Genomic DNA, 16,846 nt, shown 5'->3' with positions numbered 1-16,846 from the left:
CGTAGTGATCCAACTTGACGTTTTCAAATCAAATTCCCCGAGACTTTGCAGTCGGCGATAGAGTTCCTCCGTCATGATCAAAACGCCGATTTCTTTTGCTTTCCATTCGGCGCTGCCTGACGGCGGGTTTTTAGCACGCCCTTGTAATGCCTTTTCGTCATAGCACAGGCTTCTGCGCCCAGAAGGGGACTCCTTTGCGCAGTCGCAGAAAATTAGCTTTCCCGTCTTTTCGTCATAGCCGATGGTATCCGGTTCTCCGCCGCTCTCCTCCATCCTTCTCAAAACATCCATGGAGCCCTGATGCTCAAGCAAACGTTTCTCCACGTCAAGCCAACTCAGTTCCATATGAAGATTCTTATTATCCTGAAACCTCGCTTTTAATATTTCTAACATAGTTTTCCCCTCCACAGAATAGATGAGATACGACCTCCTTCGGCAAAAAGAAGGCTAATTTCGGTGCATGATCTTTAATTCTTTATAATCATTCTATTTTACGCTATTCCAGTATTCAAGCGCTGTTTCCATCTTTTTTATAACCTTAGGAGGCAGCACTTTAGGTCCCATATTAAAAAGATTATCGATACCGGCCACGGCACCAACACCAAAATTATCATATAGAGAAATGTGATAATCCTTACTTCCATGCCAGAATTTGATCTTTCCGGCAAAATCATTTGAAGGGTTTTTGTCGTACTGCTTTGCTATTTCTAAGGCTGTATCAATGCAGTTTCTCATTTCATCATCCTTTTTGAGGCAACAAAGAACTAATGATTTAAAGACAAGTCCCATGATCTTCATCTTGGAAAGATAGCTGTTCTTGCTCCTATCAATGCTGGTAGCATCTACTATAGTCATATACCAATCCATAATCTCACCAGCTTCCTTGTATGCCTTCGCAGCGTCCATAGAAACCAGCACCATAAACATTTCTGTAGAAAACTCCAAGGTCTTTACCAAAATTGAGACCAGAACTCTTGTGTAAGTCTCCATTGCTTCCTCAGGCTTGCCCATCATTCTTAAAATATTGGCAATATTGATGTCTGCTATACCCTGATAATTTATCTTTTTAAACTCCTCAAGAGATTTCTCAGGGTTATCACGACCTTTTAATGTTGCGATGCGAAATTTAATGCTAAAGTTTTCCTGATCCGGTTTGTCACTCTGTGAAATATAGCGAACCGACGACTCATAAAGTTCTATTGCTTTGTCCCGGTAATCCTTCAAATCTTTCATCGATGAAACAATATAGTATGTGTCCGCACAGCTTGTGAGAATCTTAAAGTTACCCGGATATCTAACCAGTGCTTTTTCTGCCTCAGCAATAGCCTCGTCATATTTATCCTCATGTAAAAGAGCATCCAACCTGTCAGAAATGTCTTTGACGTTCTTGGAGGACATGTTATAGCCCAGAAGCACGTCGACAGATATGCTAAAAAAGTCTGCAAGCTGCATAAGAGTTAGAATATCCGGCACATTACTGCCGCTTTCCCATTTTGATACAGCTCCAACCGTAACTCCGAAGGCTTCTGCCAGTTCTTCCTGGGTCAGATTCATGCTCTTTCGGTACTTCTTTATGTTTTCATTAAGCTTTATCTGCATTGCAAACTCCTTTATGAAAGAATTTTTATCCTAAACTTGCTGATACTTTCTCGTTTTTAATTCCAAGGGAGCCTTCCTCAATCTCCATCTGTGGCTTTACAAAGACTAAGATTGCAAGAATAGCTATTGCAAAAATCACGCAGAATACAAGAATTGCTCCTGTGCTGACCTTAGTCACAACTGCGCTTAAAAGAAGTGAACCCACAGGCATACATGCTGTTCCGCAAGCGCCCATTACTGCGGCTGCTCTTGCAATATATTTTGGATCAGCATTTTTCATAAACTGGATATTGATCGTACCGCCTATGATTGAAGCTGCCACCATCATGACAAAAAATGAAGCTGCTACGTCCACATAACAAGCAATATTATTTCCAACAAAAACTCCACCGCAGGCCATTCCAAGCATTCCTGCTCCGAGAAGGGAGGTTCCAAGCATGATCATCTTAAGCGGAGATAGTTTCTGTGAAAGAACCGGTACGAGTGCGGATCCTGCAATACCTCCGATTGCAGCAAATGCACCTGCAATACTAAGGATTTCTCCGCCCATCTTGAAAATCTCGCTGGCAATTGGTGCCTGAAGTGCATTTATAGGAATGAGCATGAAGTTAAGGGCAACTGCAAGTAAGCCATAATTGCAGATAACTCGTGAATTTGCCACATATCTAAAGCCGTCTAAAAAGAATTCAATTTTACTCTGCTCTTTTTTGTTCTCTGTTTCTCCGGCCTCGGATGTTGTCTTGGATGCTTCATTCTGTGCTGCCTCAGTAATTGCTACTCTCCCAGCCTTCATTGCACTGATAAGCACCGCTGCAACTCCAAAAGTTACTACATCAATCATCATCGCTGCAGAAACGCCTGCTGTTGCAATGATCACGCCGGCAGCACCTGTACCTGCCAGTGATGCAGCACTTGAAAGCATGGAATTAAGACTCATTCCGCAGGTCATATGCTCTTTCTTAACCACCTGGATTGTAAATGCTGAAGTTGCAGGAAGATTAAAGGATTCCACTGTCGTGATGACCAAAGTAAAGATTGCCATAACCAGTGCATTCACCAGGCCTGCTCTATATAGAAGTGCAAACAATGTAATAATGACTGCCCTAAGAAGATGTGTTGCTACAATCACATGCTTCTTGTCCATCTTCTCAACAATAGCTCCGGCAAAGGGCTGAACCACCACGTTTGGAAGTGTATTAAGTGCAAAAACTATTGCTGACCATGCTGCACTGTGTGTAATCTGATAAACCAGCCATGTAAAAGCGATTGCATCTACAGAATCACCAAATCGGTTGATAACCGTAGCAAAAATCAGCTTTCTATATTCACGTTCCTTAATGATTCCCCCATACATTTTCTTGTTCTGTTCCATATCTGAAGCCTCCATACTTGTTTTCATGACTTCATTCTACATGGAACTTACACAAACTATAATACACTTATTGTACTAGTTATAAAAGAAAAGCTTTCCATTACGGAAAGTTTTGAACTAATGGGCCCAGCTTCACACTAGAAAAATTTCTGTTTTCTTACAGAAGGTGAGCTTGAAGTTCTCACCTTCATAAATCCTTACGGGATTTCCCCTCACTATCTGAGCGTGTTTGCTCCAGGCATCGCTCTTTTGACGGTCTTTCTCATCTGTATTCATCTGCTTAAGAACCGCAGAAAGTTTCCTCAGGGCATCCTGCTTATTCATGTACTGGCTGCGCTCTCTTGTTGATGAGACCGTTATTCCTGTGGGGATGTGAATAACCCGGATCCCGGTCTCAACTTTATTGACGTTCTGGCCACCGGGACCGCCGGAATGGAACTTCTCAATCCTTATGTCGGACTCATTCAGCTTATCGTCAATCTCCTGCGCCTCAGGAATAATGCTGGCGTCAATGAACCAGTTTTTTCTCTTGTGCCCAGGCCTGTAGCTGCTCTTACAGATCCATTCCATGGTTCCCCGCAGCATGGAAATATCCATATCTGAGGATAAAAGAACTGAGGAAAAAGAGCCCGGTACTTCGCCATTGGTACAGGTAATCATCTCCATATCGGGAAATTCCTTCATAAGACTTCTGCATATTCCACCCACAGCGGCTCTGCATTCTACAGGCCCAAGGCCTGAACTAAGCTGTAAAATCATGCATTGCCTCCTTTGTAGTTATAGACAGGCTTAAGGAGCTTGCTTATCTCTACAGTGTCCTTTACGGCCTCCTTGATGTAGTCAGTGCTTCTGTAGGCAAAAGGCGCTTCATCCAGAGTATCCTTGCTGATGCAGCTGGAGTATATGCCCTTCATTGAAGCCTTAAACTCAGATACGGTGTGACTGTTAACGATTTTGTCCCGTGAAGCGATTCTTCCGGAGCCGTGGGGCGCAGAACTGTTCCATTCTGCGTTGCCTCTGCCCTTTCCAAGGATCACACCATCTCTCATATTGATGGGGATGATCACATCTTCATTTTCCTTGGCGGAAATAGCTCCCTTTCTGAGCATCGGAACTTCTCCGCTGAAATCTACGTAGTTGTGGATGCTGGTTATTACCTCTTTTTCCTTCCATTTCATGCCCTTCATGATCTCCGAAGCGATAACACTGCGGTTTAGCTCAGCGTACTCCTGCACTATGGAAAGGTCGTGAAGATAATCTTCCATGAGCTGCCCTGAAAGATAAGTCAGCTCGTAGGGAATGTCTGTGATGCCCTGCTCCTTAAGGGCCTTCTGGCCTGCAGTAATGTAGTATTCAGCAACTTCTTTTCCCAGGTGCCTGCTTCCGGTGTGGATGATCATGTAGGTTTCCCTATTATCATCCTGATCAAGCTCGATAAAGTGGTTGCCGCCGCCCAGGGTGCCGATGCTCAAAAGAGCCTTGTCACTGCGGATGTGCTTGCAGCAGCGGAGCCTTTCAAAGTCGAACTCCGACGCCTGCCTGTGGGCCTTTTCCCTGATCTTGAACCCAACAGGGACATTGTCCCTTATTACAGTGTCAAGCTTTTGAAAATCACTGCGGATCTTGCCAACCTTAACCGCCAGCATTCCGCAGCCGATGTCGATGCCTACCAGAGAGGGGAGAATCCTCTCTCCGATGGTCATGGTAAGACCGATGGGGCCTACTTTTCCCGGATGAACATCCGGCATAACTCTGATCACAGAGCCTTCGGATGCCTTGTTATTGCAGATCATCTGCACCTGTGCGAGGGCGTACTGATTCACTTCGGAGCCCTCCAGCTCCTCATTGCACATGATAAGTGCGTCTGTAAATTTTCCTTTTATAGGTAACAAAATTAAACCTCTTTCTTCTCAGAGGCTATAATCTGTCCCACCTGTTTAAATCCGTGAAAAATCTGATAGAAAAATCAGGAAAAATGACGGCGGACAATCATGCCTCTGGTATTTATGCTGTTAGTAGTTACGTTAGTCGTCATGTGTCTCATGATTGTCCTCCTTTCTGCTCGGTATGAGCCTGGTGAATTTCTTGTTACTTTTAGAAGTATAACATATCAGCCGGACTTGTCCAGTCCGGCTGATATGAGTGTTCGCAGGATGGTTACGGTGCATGGCACCACTATGTTGCGGCTCACGGCTTATTGAGCGGACGTTTGCAATCCGCTAAATGAAGCCCCCTTAGCTGGGCGCACTGCCAGGCACCAATGTCGACACTTTGTGCGTCGTAATGCGCATGGTTCGGTAAGCGGTTATGCCCGAATCATACCAACTACTTCAGAATCTGATCCGAATCCCACAAGAGTCATTACCACCTATTTAGGTTGATTTTAGGATCCATGTTTATTATCAAATTATGGTCAATATATTCAAAGGAAAGGATTAATAATGAACAGGATCGCTTTGATTCCCGCATACATGCCAGATGAAAAACTGATTGATGTTTCTAAGGGCCTGTATCAGGAGGGTTTTGAAATCGTAATAGTAAATGATGGTAGCCCGGAGACTTTTAGTAAGGTGTTTTCTGACGCATCCAGATATGCCAGGATACTTGTTCATAATGAAAATAAGGGCAAGGGTGAAGCTCTAAAAACAGGGCTTGCATACATTCATAACACCTATGATGCGCCATACACTGTAGTCAATGCTGATGCAGATGGCCAGCATAAACTTGAAGATATCATCAACGTGATATCTGTAGCAGAAGCAAACCGTTCATGCCTTGTTCTAGGCAGCCGAAAAATGGAAGGAAAAGTTCCGTTTAAAAGCCGCGCTGGAAATGCCATTACCCGCTTTGTATATAGGCTCACAACCGGAAATATAGTTTTTGATACCCAGACAGGGCTTAGAGCATACAGTGATAAGCTGGTACCGAAACTTCTTCAAATAAGCGGAAGCCGCTACGAATATGAGATGAATATGCTCATGGAGCTCCCCAAGCAGGGAATAGAGATCAAAGAAGAATGGATAAATACTGTTTATATAGGAAAGAATGAGAGTTCTCACTTTGATCCTGTTAAAGATTCCATAAAGATATACAAAGAAATCCTATGCTTCTGTGCTTCATCCCTTATAAGTTTTCTTGTAGACTATGGACTGTTCTGCTTGATATCTGCGGTATCAGGTTCACTTATTGTGGCAAATATCCTTGCACGTATAATCAGTGGGACTCTGAATTTTTCACTTAACAGAAAAGTAGTTTTCAAATCTCAAAAAGATGTTGCCACTTCTGCCATAAAATACTCTGCTCTGGTGGTTGCAATACTCATACTTAACACATTTATCCTTGAGCTGCTTACCGGAATGGGCCTTGCAGCATATGTTGCAAAAATCATCACCGAACTTGCACTTTTTGTACTCAGTTACTTTATACAACACAGTTTTATTTTTAAGAAAGGCAGGCAGGATCATATGAAAAAACACCTCTGGGCTATATGTTCAGCTTTTGTCCTGGTAGCATTTACGACTTATATTTCCCTCGACACCTTTGTTATAAGCAAGAGCTACAACTCCAATGCCACAGAAATTAATACGTCCATGTTCGCTGATCAGACTGACAGCACCACTTCATTAACCGGATCCATAGATAATACGCAATCGGAAAGCACAGAACCTAAAGTTGCAAAAGCAACTGATAGTACTGCTTCCAATAGCAGTTCAGATTCAGGTCTCTCAGAAAGTCACAAGTCTCGATCCAGCAGGAAACATTCCAAAACAAGTATGTCTGAAGATGGGTCAGTAACTTCTTCAGAAACCACAGAAAGCACATCTGGTATTAACGCCTCAGAGTCCTATTCGGGCGAAAACACTGTAAGTTCAGATAACTATAGCATTACATTAACTGAATATTATCAGAACGACACCAAAATCTACGTGGCAGACGTTACTCTTTCCTCTGCTCAGTACTTAAAGACGGCATTTGCCAATGACACTTACGGCAAAAACGTCACCGCCACAACTTCTACGATTGCAGAAAATAACAATGCTGTACTAGCCATAAACGGCGATTACTACGGCGTTCAGGAAAATGGATATGTAATACGCAACGGAATTGTCTACCGCGACAGTGCAAGCGGATCAGATGTTTTATGCATTTATACAGATGGAACAATGGAAGTCGTAAATGACACTGAGTACTCAGCCGAAGAACTGGTTTCAATGGGAGTATGGCAAGCTTTTTCCTTTGGCCCGGCTCTTGTAGAAGACAACTCTGTTACAGTAGATGAAAATACCGAAGTTGCCAAGGCAAAGGCAAGCAATCCAAGAACTGCTATAGGCGTCATAGATGCCAATCACTTTGTTTTTGTTGTGTCTGATGGAAGAACTTCTGAGAGCGAAGGACTTAGTCTTTATGAACTTGCAACCTTCATGAAGGAGCTTGGCGTTGAAACAGCCTATAACCTTGACGGTGGCGGATCTTCCACCATGTACTTCAATGGATATGTGGTCAACAATCCCACCACCGGAGGAAGCATCAAAGAACGAAGTGTCAGCGACATTGTATATATCTAAAGAATTTTGGCAGGAGGAAAACTAAAATGGAAAAACAACTAAAACTACATTTGCTTTTCAATATCATTGGAACCTGCTTCCTTGCACTGTTTGGAGCAATATATGAAATCTTCAGTCATGAAGTATACTCCTACTTCATGCTGTATGCATTTGCCATACCTCTTACGATGGGAGTACTACCCTATTCTATCCTTTTATTTAAGGAAAAATATCCGGACAGAAGGTTTCTAAACCTCTGGAATACTGCTATTGCGACATTCAGCATTGGGAGCATATTTGCTGGTGTATTGGCAATCTATGGCACAACCAATTCACTTATTGTTGTCTACCCAGTTGCCGGAGCAGTCCTGGTTTTACTAAGTCTCTTGTCAAATTTACAGAACTATCGTCACAGGTCTATGGTTACATGGTCCGTTTGCAAATAATCTATCTAATGGTCCAGTCATAGTCTTTAAATAAAAAATAGGAGTCTTTTATAACACTCACGTTGTAAAAGACTCCTATATTATTTATTCCTGAAGAACTCCGTTCTCGTCGAATTCGTAATCTCTCCAGTAAATGAATGTAGTACCTTTAGCCATGATTCCATCGTTATCGCCAAAGAAATAAGTATTTCCATCGATGGTCTGCCAACCATGGGCCATATCGCCGTTTTCAAAGAAATAGTAAGTTTTATCCTCGAAGGTGATAAAGCCTGTCTGCATTACGCCGTCATCGCCGTAGTAGTGATCGCCCCACCAGTCGTGAGCCATTGTGTTTCTGACCATCTTACCACCGTCGTTACGGTTAAAGAGAAAGGTCTTTTCATCAATTGTCTGTACGCCCTTTAAAATAGTTCCCCTCTCATCTGCGTAGTATTTTTCACCATCAAGTTCAAGCCAGCCTGTATGTGCTTTTCCATCTGCGTCAAAATAATAAGTGTCATAATATGGTGTTACGAACCGGCTCTTTGGAGCCTTTCCGTCCTCACCGAAGTAATAAGGCATTCCGTCTACATAGTAGAGGCCAAACTTCATCATGCCATCTCCTACTTCGCCAAAATAGTAAAGATCGCCATCTACAGTCTGAAGACCGTAAACTCTGTTGCCATCCTGATCTTCACAGTAAAGATTGCCCCACTCTTCTACAATCTTGAGATTATCTTCTTTCTTCTCGATTACCCAGCCTTCAGGATCAATAGGAGTAACTCTGATTGAGCGTTGTCTCACATTATATAAACCTGCCTGCTTACCTGCTCCATTATTTATGATAACTTCTGACCACTTATACTTGCTTCCATCTAAAACATATCTGTAAATGCCATTTTCCTGGTCAACTAACTCCATCTTTTCTCCGGGCCAGTCAGAAGCAACACCAGCTATTGATAAACCATTAATTGTATAAATATATACATCGTCCCAACCAAGTGTATTAACGAATTCAACTATCGAATTACCATTTTCCTGTTTACGTGGTTCTTGTTTTACTTTACCAATCTTAAATAAAGCATCCTGCCCGGGAAGCTCGTAAAGTCCTGATCCGTCCCCTACAATCGCTGAAAATAATATCTTCTCATAGCCTTCACTTGGATAAATATCAACCTTATAGAGATTTTTTTCTTCATCACAAAGCTCCAGCTTTACTTGTTTATATTTATCTGTGCCTTTCCATAAAAAGCAATTAGGGCTGGTCCAACCTGGTCTGTCATTTTCAAAGTAAATTGTATATTTATCTTCAGCATCACCTTCAACTGCCTTTACCTTAAATGCAGATAAATTAAGCATTCCAAGCACCATAGTAATTGCCAGTAAGCTACTCAGTAACAATTTCATCGTAGATCTGATCCTGGATTTCACGTTCATCCTTTCCATCTCATTACCTCCTTTTTTTATATTTGTTCCCAATAGTTATTGACGATATCGCCATCAAAAATAATCTTAGCACCGATAAAATATAATTTCAATACCGTTTATCATTAATGCAAATTTGTTTCAAACTAAAAAAGACCAACTTATATAAGTTAGTCTTTTTAAGCTTCTCGCCATTACGATTCTATCTATATAGACTTCCGCACAGGCAACCGCGTCATCCTCTGGATGTATGGTCTTTCAGTGCTCAATCACTATCCCTGCAACCACGCTGTCTACGCTTCGCAAGAGTGCGTTGCCGTATCTCACGCAAGACTCGCTTCCAATGCCGCGGCTCACGGCTTATTGAGCGGACGTTTGCAATCCGCTAAATGAAGCACCCTTAGCTGGGCGCACTACCTGGTACCACTGTTATTATCAATCATAAATTCCTTTACCCATACAACACTTCTTAAATTTCTTACCGCTGCCGCAGGGGCAGGGATCGTTGCGGCCCACCTTGGGAAGCTGACGAACCACCGGCTCCCGGGGAACATATCCCCCGAAATCCCAGTTACTTTCATCGCCGAAGGGTAAGTCTTCAAAATACGGCAGCCTCGCGCCGGAATCTATCACCCGAAGCATGGCTTTAATCTCTTTTTCCAGAGAATGATCCATTAATCTTAGCTTCTGCAAAATTTCCTTTGCTTTGGAGCGCTCATCAAGAGCCATATATGCTTCGGGAAGATAAGCCAGAAGCTGTTTGTTATCGGGATATTTATCAAGAAGCTCATCTGCAAGTTTTATGGATTCTTCTCTGTGATCCCTAAGTTCATTCTCAAGCCTCAAAGAATAAAGAGCCCACTGATCTTCTTCCGGGAAATTCTTAAGCTGTGTGTCTCTGCCTATCTTTTTGCCACGTCCAAGCTTTTCGCCCATAGGAAGGCCTTCGGGATACTTTCCTGTTTTCTTGTAAAACTCATATTTGGTATAGCCCTTAAGCTGTGGAAGGGCCATCTCTCCTACGCAGGCGAAGGCCGCATGCCAGTACATAGTACGGATAAACGGATCGTCCACAGGATATTCGTCCATCAGCCTGTCATAAATATAGGCCGCACTCTTTCCTCTGATGACATCAGAAAACAGACTTTCCACGCAGTCTGCTATTTCACTGTTGTCAAGTCCTATTCCCTCTTTTAAAACATCTGCCAGATTATCCCAGCAATAAAATTGCTGCGCCACGTTTCTGCTAAGGACTGAAGGATCATTCAGATCCAACGGTTTATAATCTATACTATCGTCTATTTTGTATTTGCTGCGATATTCCAGGATTTCTTCCGCAGGGTAGCCGGGTGCTGTGGCAAATGTTTCCCCGGTTATCTCATTTGTACCGGTTGTTACCATATTCATCATCCTGGAATGCCAGTAAAGCATTCTCTTTAATTCCTTTGTATCCTTCACTCTCGGGAATTCACCACGGACCATATCAAGAGCATTATCAACTTCAATAAAGCCATAGTTTCGAATTACCGCTCCAAGCTTGTCATCGAAGACATCAAGCCTCTCATAGATTTCCTTCGCATTTACCTTTTTTATGGAGTCTGCAATATTATATGCATCCTCGGCAAGCTGAAGTATGCATTTTTTCCCTTTATCCTTTACATGCAGAAGTCCCAGCATTGATGCAATCTGTATAGCTTCTGCGACATCGTCGGGAACATATTCACCAAAGCCCAGTTCATCTGTTTTCCCGGCAAAAATGTCAAATAGCACCTTAAGAGAATTCTCATTAAAAGCAAACAGATAATAGCCCGGATTCTTAGAAAGGAATTCAACCAGTCTTTTTATCTTGGACAGCTTGGTGCTGCCTCTTCCTACAGAAAGCTGAAGGTATTTGGTGAAATTGTCAATGTCAATTTCCCGAAGATTCAGAAGATAGTCCTGTATCAGGTTTCCGGACTTTTCTACACTTACCTCACTCCATTTGTCAAAATCAAATCCAAAATCCGGTGTTCTCTCAATGCCTTCTGACAGGAGCCTATCCAACTCGCTCTTTTTGCCTGCACTGCCTTTGGACATTTTGACCAGACCATCAAACAACTCTGACAGAATTGCCATTTCATCGCCATATTTGCTGCGTGTGCCTTTTCCTGAATCAGCAGCTTTTTTAAAGGATTTCAGAGTTTTCCCCTTTACCTTATCCAGGGTTATTTTCCCCTTGCTAAAATATATATCATTAAGCTCGCTTTCAGTAATGGGCTTTATTTTTTTCTCAGTGACCATCATTTGAGAAAGAGTATCATTTACATGGTCCATGTCATATGCAGAGTGGGGAGTTTCTCCATACCAGTCCTTCATTTCCTCGTGGTCTGGATTCTTCGGATCATTCAGGGCCTCCATCAGTTCATAATACCCCCAGATTCCGCCGCAGTCCTCCGGAGGAGTATCGCCCTTAAACTTAACTACACAAGGACAGTCCTTGTCATAATCCTCCAAAACAGCCTCAATCCTGACCTCATGAGTCCAGTCATCACCAAAATCATAGGTATAAGTAAATGTTTTAACTGTCTCCAGAAAGTCATCGATTATGTACTCTGAGGCGTCAAGATCGACATAGCCCCACATAAACCTGTCATATTCAGGATTTTCCACAAGATTTATCTTAAGATTATTGAAACTGTACTCACTTAAATGATATCCCGTCCACCCCATTACTTCCCGGATCACATGGGTCAGCTGCGAAAAAGACAGACCTGCAGGCACTATACATCTTCTCCAGATTGGCGGTTTTGAATTCTTGATCGTTATTTTCAGCTGATATGCTTTCATGAATATTTCGCTCCTTTACCCAATAAAAATAGCATTAGATCTAATAGTTTTATCATATTTTTTGATTATCCTTCGAATAAATCATCAAGGGTTATAACATCAGCAATATATGAAGTATGCGTTGCTCCGGATAGTCCTTTAGCTGAAATCATAATTATCTTTAAAGCCTGTGATGTTCCGGTTTTTCCCTTATAAATGTCCCTTTTTCTTAATAGCCGCTGTTCATAGGAAGCATCTATCACAAATGGTTTGTTAGTATATTTAATCTCACAAAGGTTTGTGATCATGTCTGCTCTTTCAATTATCATATCTATCTGAACACGCTCATCTTTTATATCCTCTGAATTGTACCAAGGATAGCATTCTGTTTTAACTCCGCTTATTCCCAATGCAGATTTTATTTTATCCAAGTTATTAAAACACAACAATTCGAAGGCCTGTCCTCTCCAGTTATCAAATCTTCCCATATTGCTCACAAGATCTTCATAGCTATCAATTCGTTTTTCTTTGGACAAATAATGATAATGGAACAATATAAATGGATCTACGAGCTGAATATATAAAGGATTATATTCTTCATATTGTTTCTTATACTCTAATACATATCCGCAATCTACAAGATCCTGTATTGCTCGCCCATAAGATCCATTTGAAGCGCCAATTTCTTCCTGTAGTTTTGATTTTTTTACTCCATACCTGGAATCGGCCAATTTAGCCAGTATCTGCTCGTATATTGGCGACGCACTAAGGGTGGCTTCCAACAATTTATTGGTTTCATCCCTGAAGAGTGCATCCTTATCAAACAACAGCCTGTTTATATTCTGAGCAAGGCTCTGTGATGTATTCATTAGGTCAAAAAAGAAAGGAAGTCCGCCAAAAATCATCTGACATACAGCTATCTGTTCACGTGGCCAGTCGAATTCTCTATCCTCAAAAAACAGTTCTGTCTCTGCAAGAGTAAATGGCTCAATATAGATCTTTTTTGTAACCCGTTGAAACATGTTTCCGGTATCTTTTATTACATTTTTAATGATCCATGAAGTTGCTGAACCACATATTATAAAAACAAGATCTCCATCTATAGTACCTTTGCGATTCCAGAAATCTTCGAAGGCAACCAAAAAATCTGACCTCTTCGTCGCGAACCATGGAAACTCATCAAGAAATACTACCTTTTTCCCATTCGGAGAACGTCGCACTGAATCCGTTGATAATAATTTATCCAGCCTTGAGAATGCCTCAAACCAATCTTTGGGAGCATGATTAGTATCATCACCATACTCAATCAGTCTCTGGCCGAATGATTTAAGCTGCTGCTTTGTTGTGCCCTTTTCTAAGCCAACAGCCCTGAAAGCAAAATCCCTGAAAGTTTGCTCTACAAGGAAGGTCTTCCCAACTCTTCGCCTCCCGTAGACACAAACGAGTTCAGATTTTTTGGATTTTTCGCTATATTCCAGTTCCTTCTTTTCTTCTTTTCTGCTTATAATTTTCATCATTTTCCTCACAAGGCAATAATCTTTAATATAATTATAATATTTCCCCCAATTATAAGCAATAATATGCGTTATATTTGGGGAAAGTTTGCATTTATGAGTAACTTTTCCCAAATATAACACGTATTTCAATTATAAGTATTATCTTTAGCACATAGTAATATAGCATCTGAAATGCTGCTAAATACGATTCCGTGCTTTTTTGCCTTGGAACAGTCCATCCATAGATTATGTCTGGCAGGCGCATCATTTACCTGTATATTAAGTCCCAGAGCACTGACAAATTCCCTAGTGATCTCATACATAGACTTTTCTGTCTCACTTCCGAAGTTATATGCTCCGCCTGGTAATGCAATGACTTTTTCAATGTTTTCAGCCACTTCCTTCACATAGGTGATTCCTCGGAACTGTTTTGAGCTGAAAGCTACCGATTCCTTAGCATTTATGATGTTCATGAAGTAGTTGGGCTTTTTGAGATAGTAGTCATACATCCATTCCGCACGCAGCATAACAGCATCGGGACAGATATCCAATACCCGCTGCTCCATCTCAAGTTTATGTTCCGCGTAGGTATTGGCCGGTTTTACGATTTCCTCAGTATAAGGTCCTTCATCCGAAAGCCCGCTATATACCTGATCAGAACTGAAACAAACCAGTTTTCGTCCCTTAGCAGCTTTTGCAATATAGCATGGTATCAAAACATTTGCGACATAAGATGCCTCAGGATCCGCTTCACACGTGCCTATATCGGATATGGCGGCAGTATGAACAATAGTATCTGCACCACTCTCTTCGATTATTCTTTTTATCTGCTCTTCAGATGCATTCCTGAGCGATGGCGCAGCAACGACATCCTTGCAGATTTCCATTATTTTATTTCCTACAAAGCCTGTAGCTCCTGTAACAAGTATCATTTTATTTTCCTTACTTTAGAATCAACTGTGGCTTGAAATCCAGGTAATCTCCCGACACCAGGCTATACTTGATACCATTAACATTTCCCAGAAAGCTGTCATGAAATCGTTCTTTCCCATGGCAATGGGCGTATATTACCTGGTCCACCTCATATGCTTCTGCGATCAGTGTGAATCTGCTCCTTTTTTCACGGAAGATCCTCGATGAATCGTAGATCAGCTTCGCAATCTTCCAGCTTTCTCCCCCAGCTGTGATTGCCTACAAGAACAAGAATATCTTCATCTGTAATGAGTTTGTTACAGTTTTTCTCTATCTTCTTTTCGTGGTTTCTCCAGACCTTCCAAACATATCCATTGGCTTGTCGGCCCCAAATGAAAGGTGGAGATCACCAAATGCATATAATGCCATATTTTGTCTCCAACATTACAATTGCTTTATCATGTACGCACCGTCATCCTGGTTATCAGCAATTTCATAACCACATTTTTTATATAGATTGGATGCCGGAACGTTATGTTTCCATACATAAAGAGCTATTAATGATCGCTCGTTTTCTTTTACCATGCGCTCAAGCTCGCGGAGAGCTTCAGTAGCATAACCCTTTCGTCGTTCCTCTTCGAATATAAGAAAGTCACAGATAAATGCTTTTTTACAGGAATCATCCTCTTCATACATATACCAGATCCAGCCGATATCTGAGCTCTTCTTACTGTCTTCTATGACCATCAAAAATTGATCTGGGGTATGAAGTCCATTTTCAAGCAGCTTGATAAATTCGCCTTCAGCCTCGAGAAGCGCCTGCTTTTTATCAATGTTTCCTGCCTTGAACATAGTCTCTGCGTAATCGGAAATGCTATACTCTTTGAAGCGGGAAAAATCTTCTTCACTCATTTTTCGCAGTCTTATTTCATGCTTCATATTCTGCTCCTAGCGCATCCTTTATAAGTCTGATTCCAACCTCTTTCATTTTAACTTGTGTATCTTTAAAAATCTTATCATTCACGCTGGAAACACAGTTTAGATTAACACTTACCTCATATCCGTTCTCTTTTGCGGCAAAAGCTGTTTTGGCAACGCAGGAGCTGCCATCGACGCCAATAAGCTCCAGATCTGTTATCTTCTGTTCCTCCAAAAAGCTTTTGAACTCCTCAGAAGTAAAGGCACTGGGGAATTTCTTTTCAAAAATATATTCAGAAACAATGAGCAGATCGTCCGCTAAGGCATATTGGTCCTCTGACCCGGGATCACCTGCGTTTTTTACATATATGGTCAAAATGCCATCGTTATCCGCTTCGCTGATACGGTTATTGATCCTTGTAATCAGGTTCGGATCATATTTATGCATATATCTTTCCTGAACATCTATGACTAAAAGAGCCTTTTTTCCATCAAAATCATCCAGAACGGATATTTCCAAGGTATTTTGGACCTGTTTATCTCCGAAATTTTTCAAAATCTTCAAAGCATTATATCGAAAACCATTTGGATTTTTAATCTCTTTTACTCCGAGGTGGCTCACAATGTCTCCTTTTTAATATGCTAAAATATATCTACAAAGAATTTTAGGAGTTTCTCATGTCAAAGACAACTATCAAAAGAATAGCAATTGCGCTATTTATAATATTATTCCTGATAATAGTATATTTCTGCATAGGACAGCCTATACTTGCTTTCGTTAATGATAGAGAATCATTACAAGAATTCATAGCATCAAGAGGCGCTCTGGGCTGGGTAGTATTCTGTCTTTTGATCGTAGTTCAGACAATGTCAACCTGTATCCCCGGCACCCCCTTCTACCTTGCGGCCGGCTTCATGCTGGGTGGACTGAAAGGAGCTCTTCTCTGTGATCTTGGAGCAACCATTGGTAACACAATTGCCTTTGGCATCGGACGCCGTCTTGGGGCGAAGCCGCTCTATTTCATGTTTTCAGAAGAAAGAATACGAAAAATAGAAGACAGGATCATTGCTAAAAATCCTGTCTTTATCCATTTCTTATTTATGCTGCTTCCGCTACCCAAGGACACCTACGCCTGGATAGGCTTTTATTCCAAGGAATCATTACCGGTCTGGTTCATCCTGACCTATATTTTTAGATTCCCGCACATCTTCGTCTATACCTTTGGCGGGGAACTCCTTATGGAAAAAAACTATGCCGTCCTCATCGCCGGAGCCATCTTCGCAATACTGGTTTATTCCGGATTGATGATTTATCTAAAAAAGAAGAAAGTTGCCTGAAGAGCATAAAAT

At 41.6% G+C, this 16,846-nt stretch carries 14 protein-coding genes; 3 read left to right on the top strand and 11 right to left on the bottom strand.

What is annotated here, in order from left to right:
• The 5 genes from NXH67_RS01130 to NXH67_RS01110 form a co-directional block, all read right to left on the bottom strand.
• Positions 1–393: DUF4256 domain-containing protein (locus NXH67_RS01130; RefSeq protein ID WP_272796068.1), on the bottom strand; the 393-nt coding region annotated here is incomplete at its 3' end.
• 93 nt (positions 394–486) lie between these two features.
• Positions 487–1,599: a helix-turn-helix domain-containing protein gene (locus tag NXH67_RS01125; protein WP_272796065.1), complete on the bottom strand. Its 1,113-nt coding sequence runs from the start codon at positions 1,597–1,599 to the stop codon at positions 487–489.
• Positions 1,600–1,624: 25 nt separating this feature from the next.
• Positions 1,625–2,971, bottom strand: a complete 1,347-nt coding sequence (locus NXH67_RS01120; RefSeq protein WP_272796064.1) for an MFS transporter — start codon at positions 2,969–2,971, stop codon at positions 1,625–1,627.
• A gap of 132 nt (positions 2,972–3,103) precedes the next feature.
• Positions 3,104–3,730 (bottom strand): peptide chain release factor H, encoded by a 627-nt coding sequence (prfH, locus tag NXH67_RS01115; RefSeq protein ID WP_272796063.1) that lies wholly within the window; start codon positions 3,728–3,730, stop codon positions 3,104–3,106.
• Complete coding sequence (locus NXH67_RS01110; RefSeq protein ID WP_272796070.1) at positions 3,727–4,824, bottom strand: RtcB family protein; 1,098 nt, start codon at positions 4,822–4,824, stop codon at positions 3,727–3,729. The genes prfH and NXH67_RS01110 overlap by 4 nt, the downstream gene beginning before the upstream one ends.
• 618 nt (positions 4,825–5,442) lie before the next feature.
• Between NXH67_RS01110 and NXH67_RS18270 the strand changes: the two genes are divergently transcribed.
• The gene (locus tag NXH67_RS18270) at positions 5,443–7,536 is read left to right on the top strand and encodes a phosphodiester glycosidase family protein (protein WP_330676541.1); all 2,094 of its coding nucleotides are present in this window, start codon (positions 5,443–5,445) and stop codon (positions 7,534–7,536) included.
• Between the two features lie 26 nt (positions 7,537–7,562).
• Complete coding sequence (locus NXH67_RS01095) at positions 7,563–7,961, top strand: hypothetical protein (protein ID WP_022779472.1); 399 nt, start codon at positions 7,563–7,565, stop codon at positions 7,959–7,961.
• 84 nt (positions 7,962–8,045) lie between these two features.
• Here NXH67_RS01095 and NXH67_RS01090 read toward each other — a convergent pair whose 3' ends face one another.
• The 6 genes from NXH67_RS01090 to NXH67_RS01060 all read right to left on the bottom strand — a co-directional run bounded on the left by NXH67_RS01090 (position 8,046) and on the right by NXH67_RS01060 (position 16,061).
• Positions 8,046–9,386 carry an N-acetylmuramoyl-L-alanine amidase family protein gene (locus NXH67_RS01090; protein WP_272796062.1) on the bottom strand — a complete coding sequence of 447 codons (1,341 nt, stop codon included), beginning with the start codon at positions 9,384–9,386 and terminating at the stop codon, positions 8,046–8,048.
• 414 nt (positions 9,387–9,800) lie between these two features.
• Entirely contained in the window at positions 9,801–12,191 is a 2,391-nt protein-coding gene (locus tag NXH67_RS01085) for an IS1096 element passenger TnpR family protein (RefSeq protein ID WP_272796061.1), read from the bottom strand.
• 65 nt (positions 12,192–12,256) lie between these two features.
• Positions 12,257–13,798: an AAA family ATPase gene (locus NXH67_RS01080; RefSeq protein ID WP_272796060.1), complete on the bottom strand. Its 1,542-nt coding sequence runs from the start codon at positions 13,796–13,798 to the stop codon at positions 12,257–12,259.
• A 14-nt stretch (positions 13,799–13,812) separates the two neighbouring features.
• Complete coding sequence (locus NXH67_RS01075; protein ID WP_022779469.1) at positions 13,813–14,598, bottom strand: SDR family oxidoreductase; 786 nt, start codon at positions 14,596–14,598, stop codon at positions 13,813–13,815.
• A 424-nt stretch (positions 14,599–15,022) separates the two neighbouring features.
• Positions 15,023–15,517 (bottom strand): GNAT family N-acetyltransferase, encoded by a 495-nt coding sequence (locus tag NXH67_RS01065; protein ID WP_272796059.1) that lies wholly within the window; start codon positions 15,515–15,517, stop codon positions 15,023–15,025.
• Entirely contained in the window at positions 15,507–16,061 is a 555-nt protein-coding gene (locus NXH67_RS01060) for a cysteine hydrolase family protein (RefSeq protein WP_272796058.1), read from the bottom strand. The genes NXH67_RS01065 and NXH67_RS01060 overlap by 11 nt, the downstream gene beginning before the upstream one ends.
• A 113-nt stretch (positions 16,062–16,174) precedes the next feature.
• Between NXH67_RS01060 and NXH67_RS01055 the strand changes: the two genes are divergently transcribed.
• Positions 16,175–16,834: a TVP38/TMEM64 family protein gene (locus NXH67_RS01055; RefSeq protein WP_026516841.1), complete on the top strand. Its 660-nt coding sequence runs from the start codon at positions 16,175–16,177 to the stop codon at positions 16,832–16,834.
• The last annotated feature ends 12 nt before the right edge of the window (positions 16,835–16,846 follow it).

This window comes from Butyrivibrio sp. DSM 10294, from assembly GCF_028539135.1.
GTDB lineage: Bacteria > Bacillota > Clostridia > Lachnospirales > Lachnospiraceae > Butyrivibrio.
The sequence above is the reverse complement of the archived record's forward strand: the minus strand, read 5'-3'. Positions and strand labels throughout refer to the sequence as shown.

What these genes read in the sequence shown, in the direction of transcription:
- NXH67_RS01125 (WP_272796065.1), bottom strand. Translation starts at nt 1,599, where the DNA reads ATGCAGATAAAGCTTAATGAAAACATAAAGAAGTACCGAAAGAGCATG.
- NXH67_RS01120 (WP_272796064.1), bottom strand. Translation starts at nt 2,971, where the DNA reads ATGGAACAGAACAAGAAAATGTATGGGGGAATCATTAAGGAACGTGAA.
- prfH (WP_272796063.1), bottom strand. Translation starts at nt 3,730, where the DNA reads ATGATTTTACAGCTTAGTTCAGGCCTTGGGCCTGTAGAATGCAGAGCC.
- NXH67_RS01110 (WP_272796070.1), bottom strand. Translation starts at nt 4,824, where the DNA reads ATGTGCAATGAGGAGCTGGAGGGCTCCGAAGTGAATCAGTACGCCCTC.
- NXH67_RS18270 (WP_330676541.1), top strand. Translation starts at nt 5,443, where the DNA reads ATGCCAGATGAAAAACTGATTGATGTTTCTAAGGGCCTGTATCAGGAG.
- NXH67_RS01095 (WP_022779472.1), top strand. Translation starts at nt 7,563, where the DNA reads ATGGAAAAACAACTAAAACTACATTTGCTTTTCAATATCATTGGAACC.
- NXH67_RS01090 (WP_272796062.1), bottom strand. Translation starts at nt 9,386, where the DNA reads ATGGAAAGGATGAACGTGAAATCCAGGATCAGATCTACGATGAAATTG.
- NXH67_RS01085 (WP_272796061.1), bottom strand. Translation starts at nt 12,191, where the DNA reads ATGAAAGCATATCAGCTGAAAATAACGATCAAGAATTCAAAACCGCCA.
- NXH67_RS01075 (WP_022779469.1), bottom strand. Translation starts at nt 14,598, where the DNA reads ATGATACTTGTTACAGGAGCTACAGGCTTTGTAGGAAATAAAATAATG.
- NXH67_RS01065 (WP_272796059.1), bottom strand. Translation starts at nt 15,517, where the DNA reads ATGAAGCATGAAATAAGACTGCGAAAAATGAGTGAAGAAGATTTTTCC.
- NXH67_RS01055 (WP_026516841.1), top strand. Translation starts at nt 16,175, where the DNA reads ATGTCAAAGACAACTATCAAAAGAATAGCAATTGCGCTATTTATAATA.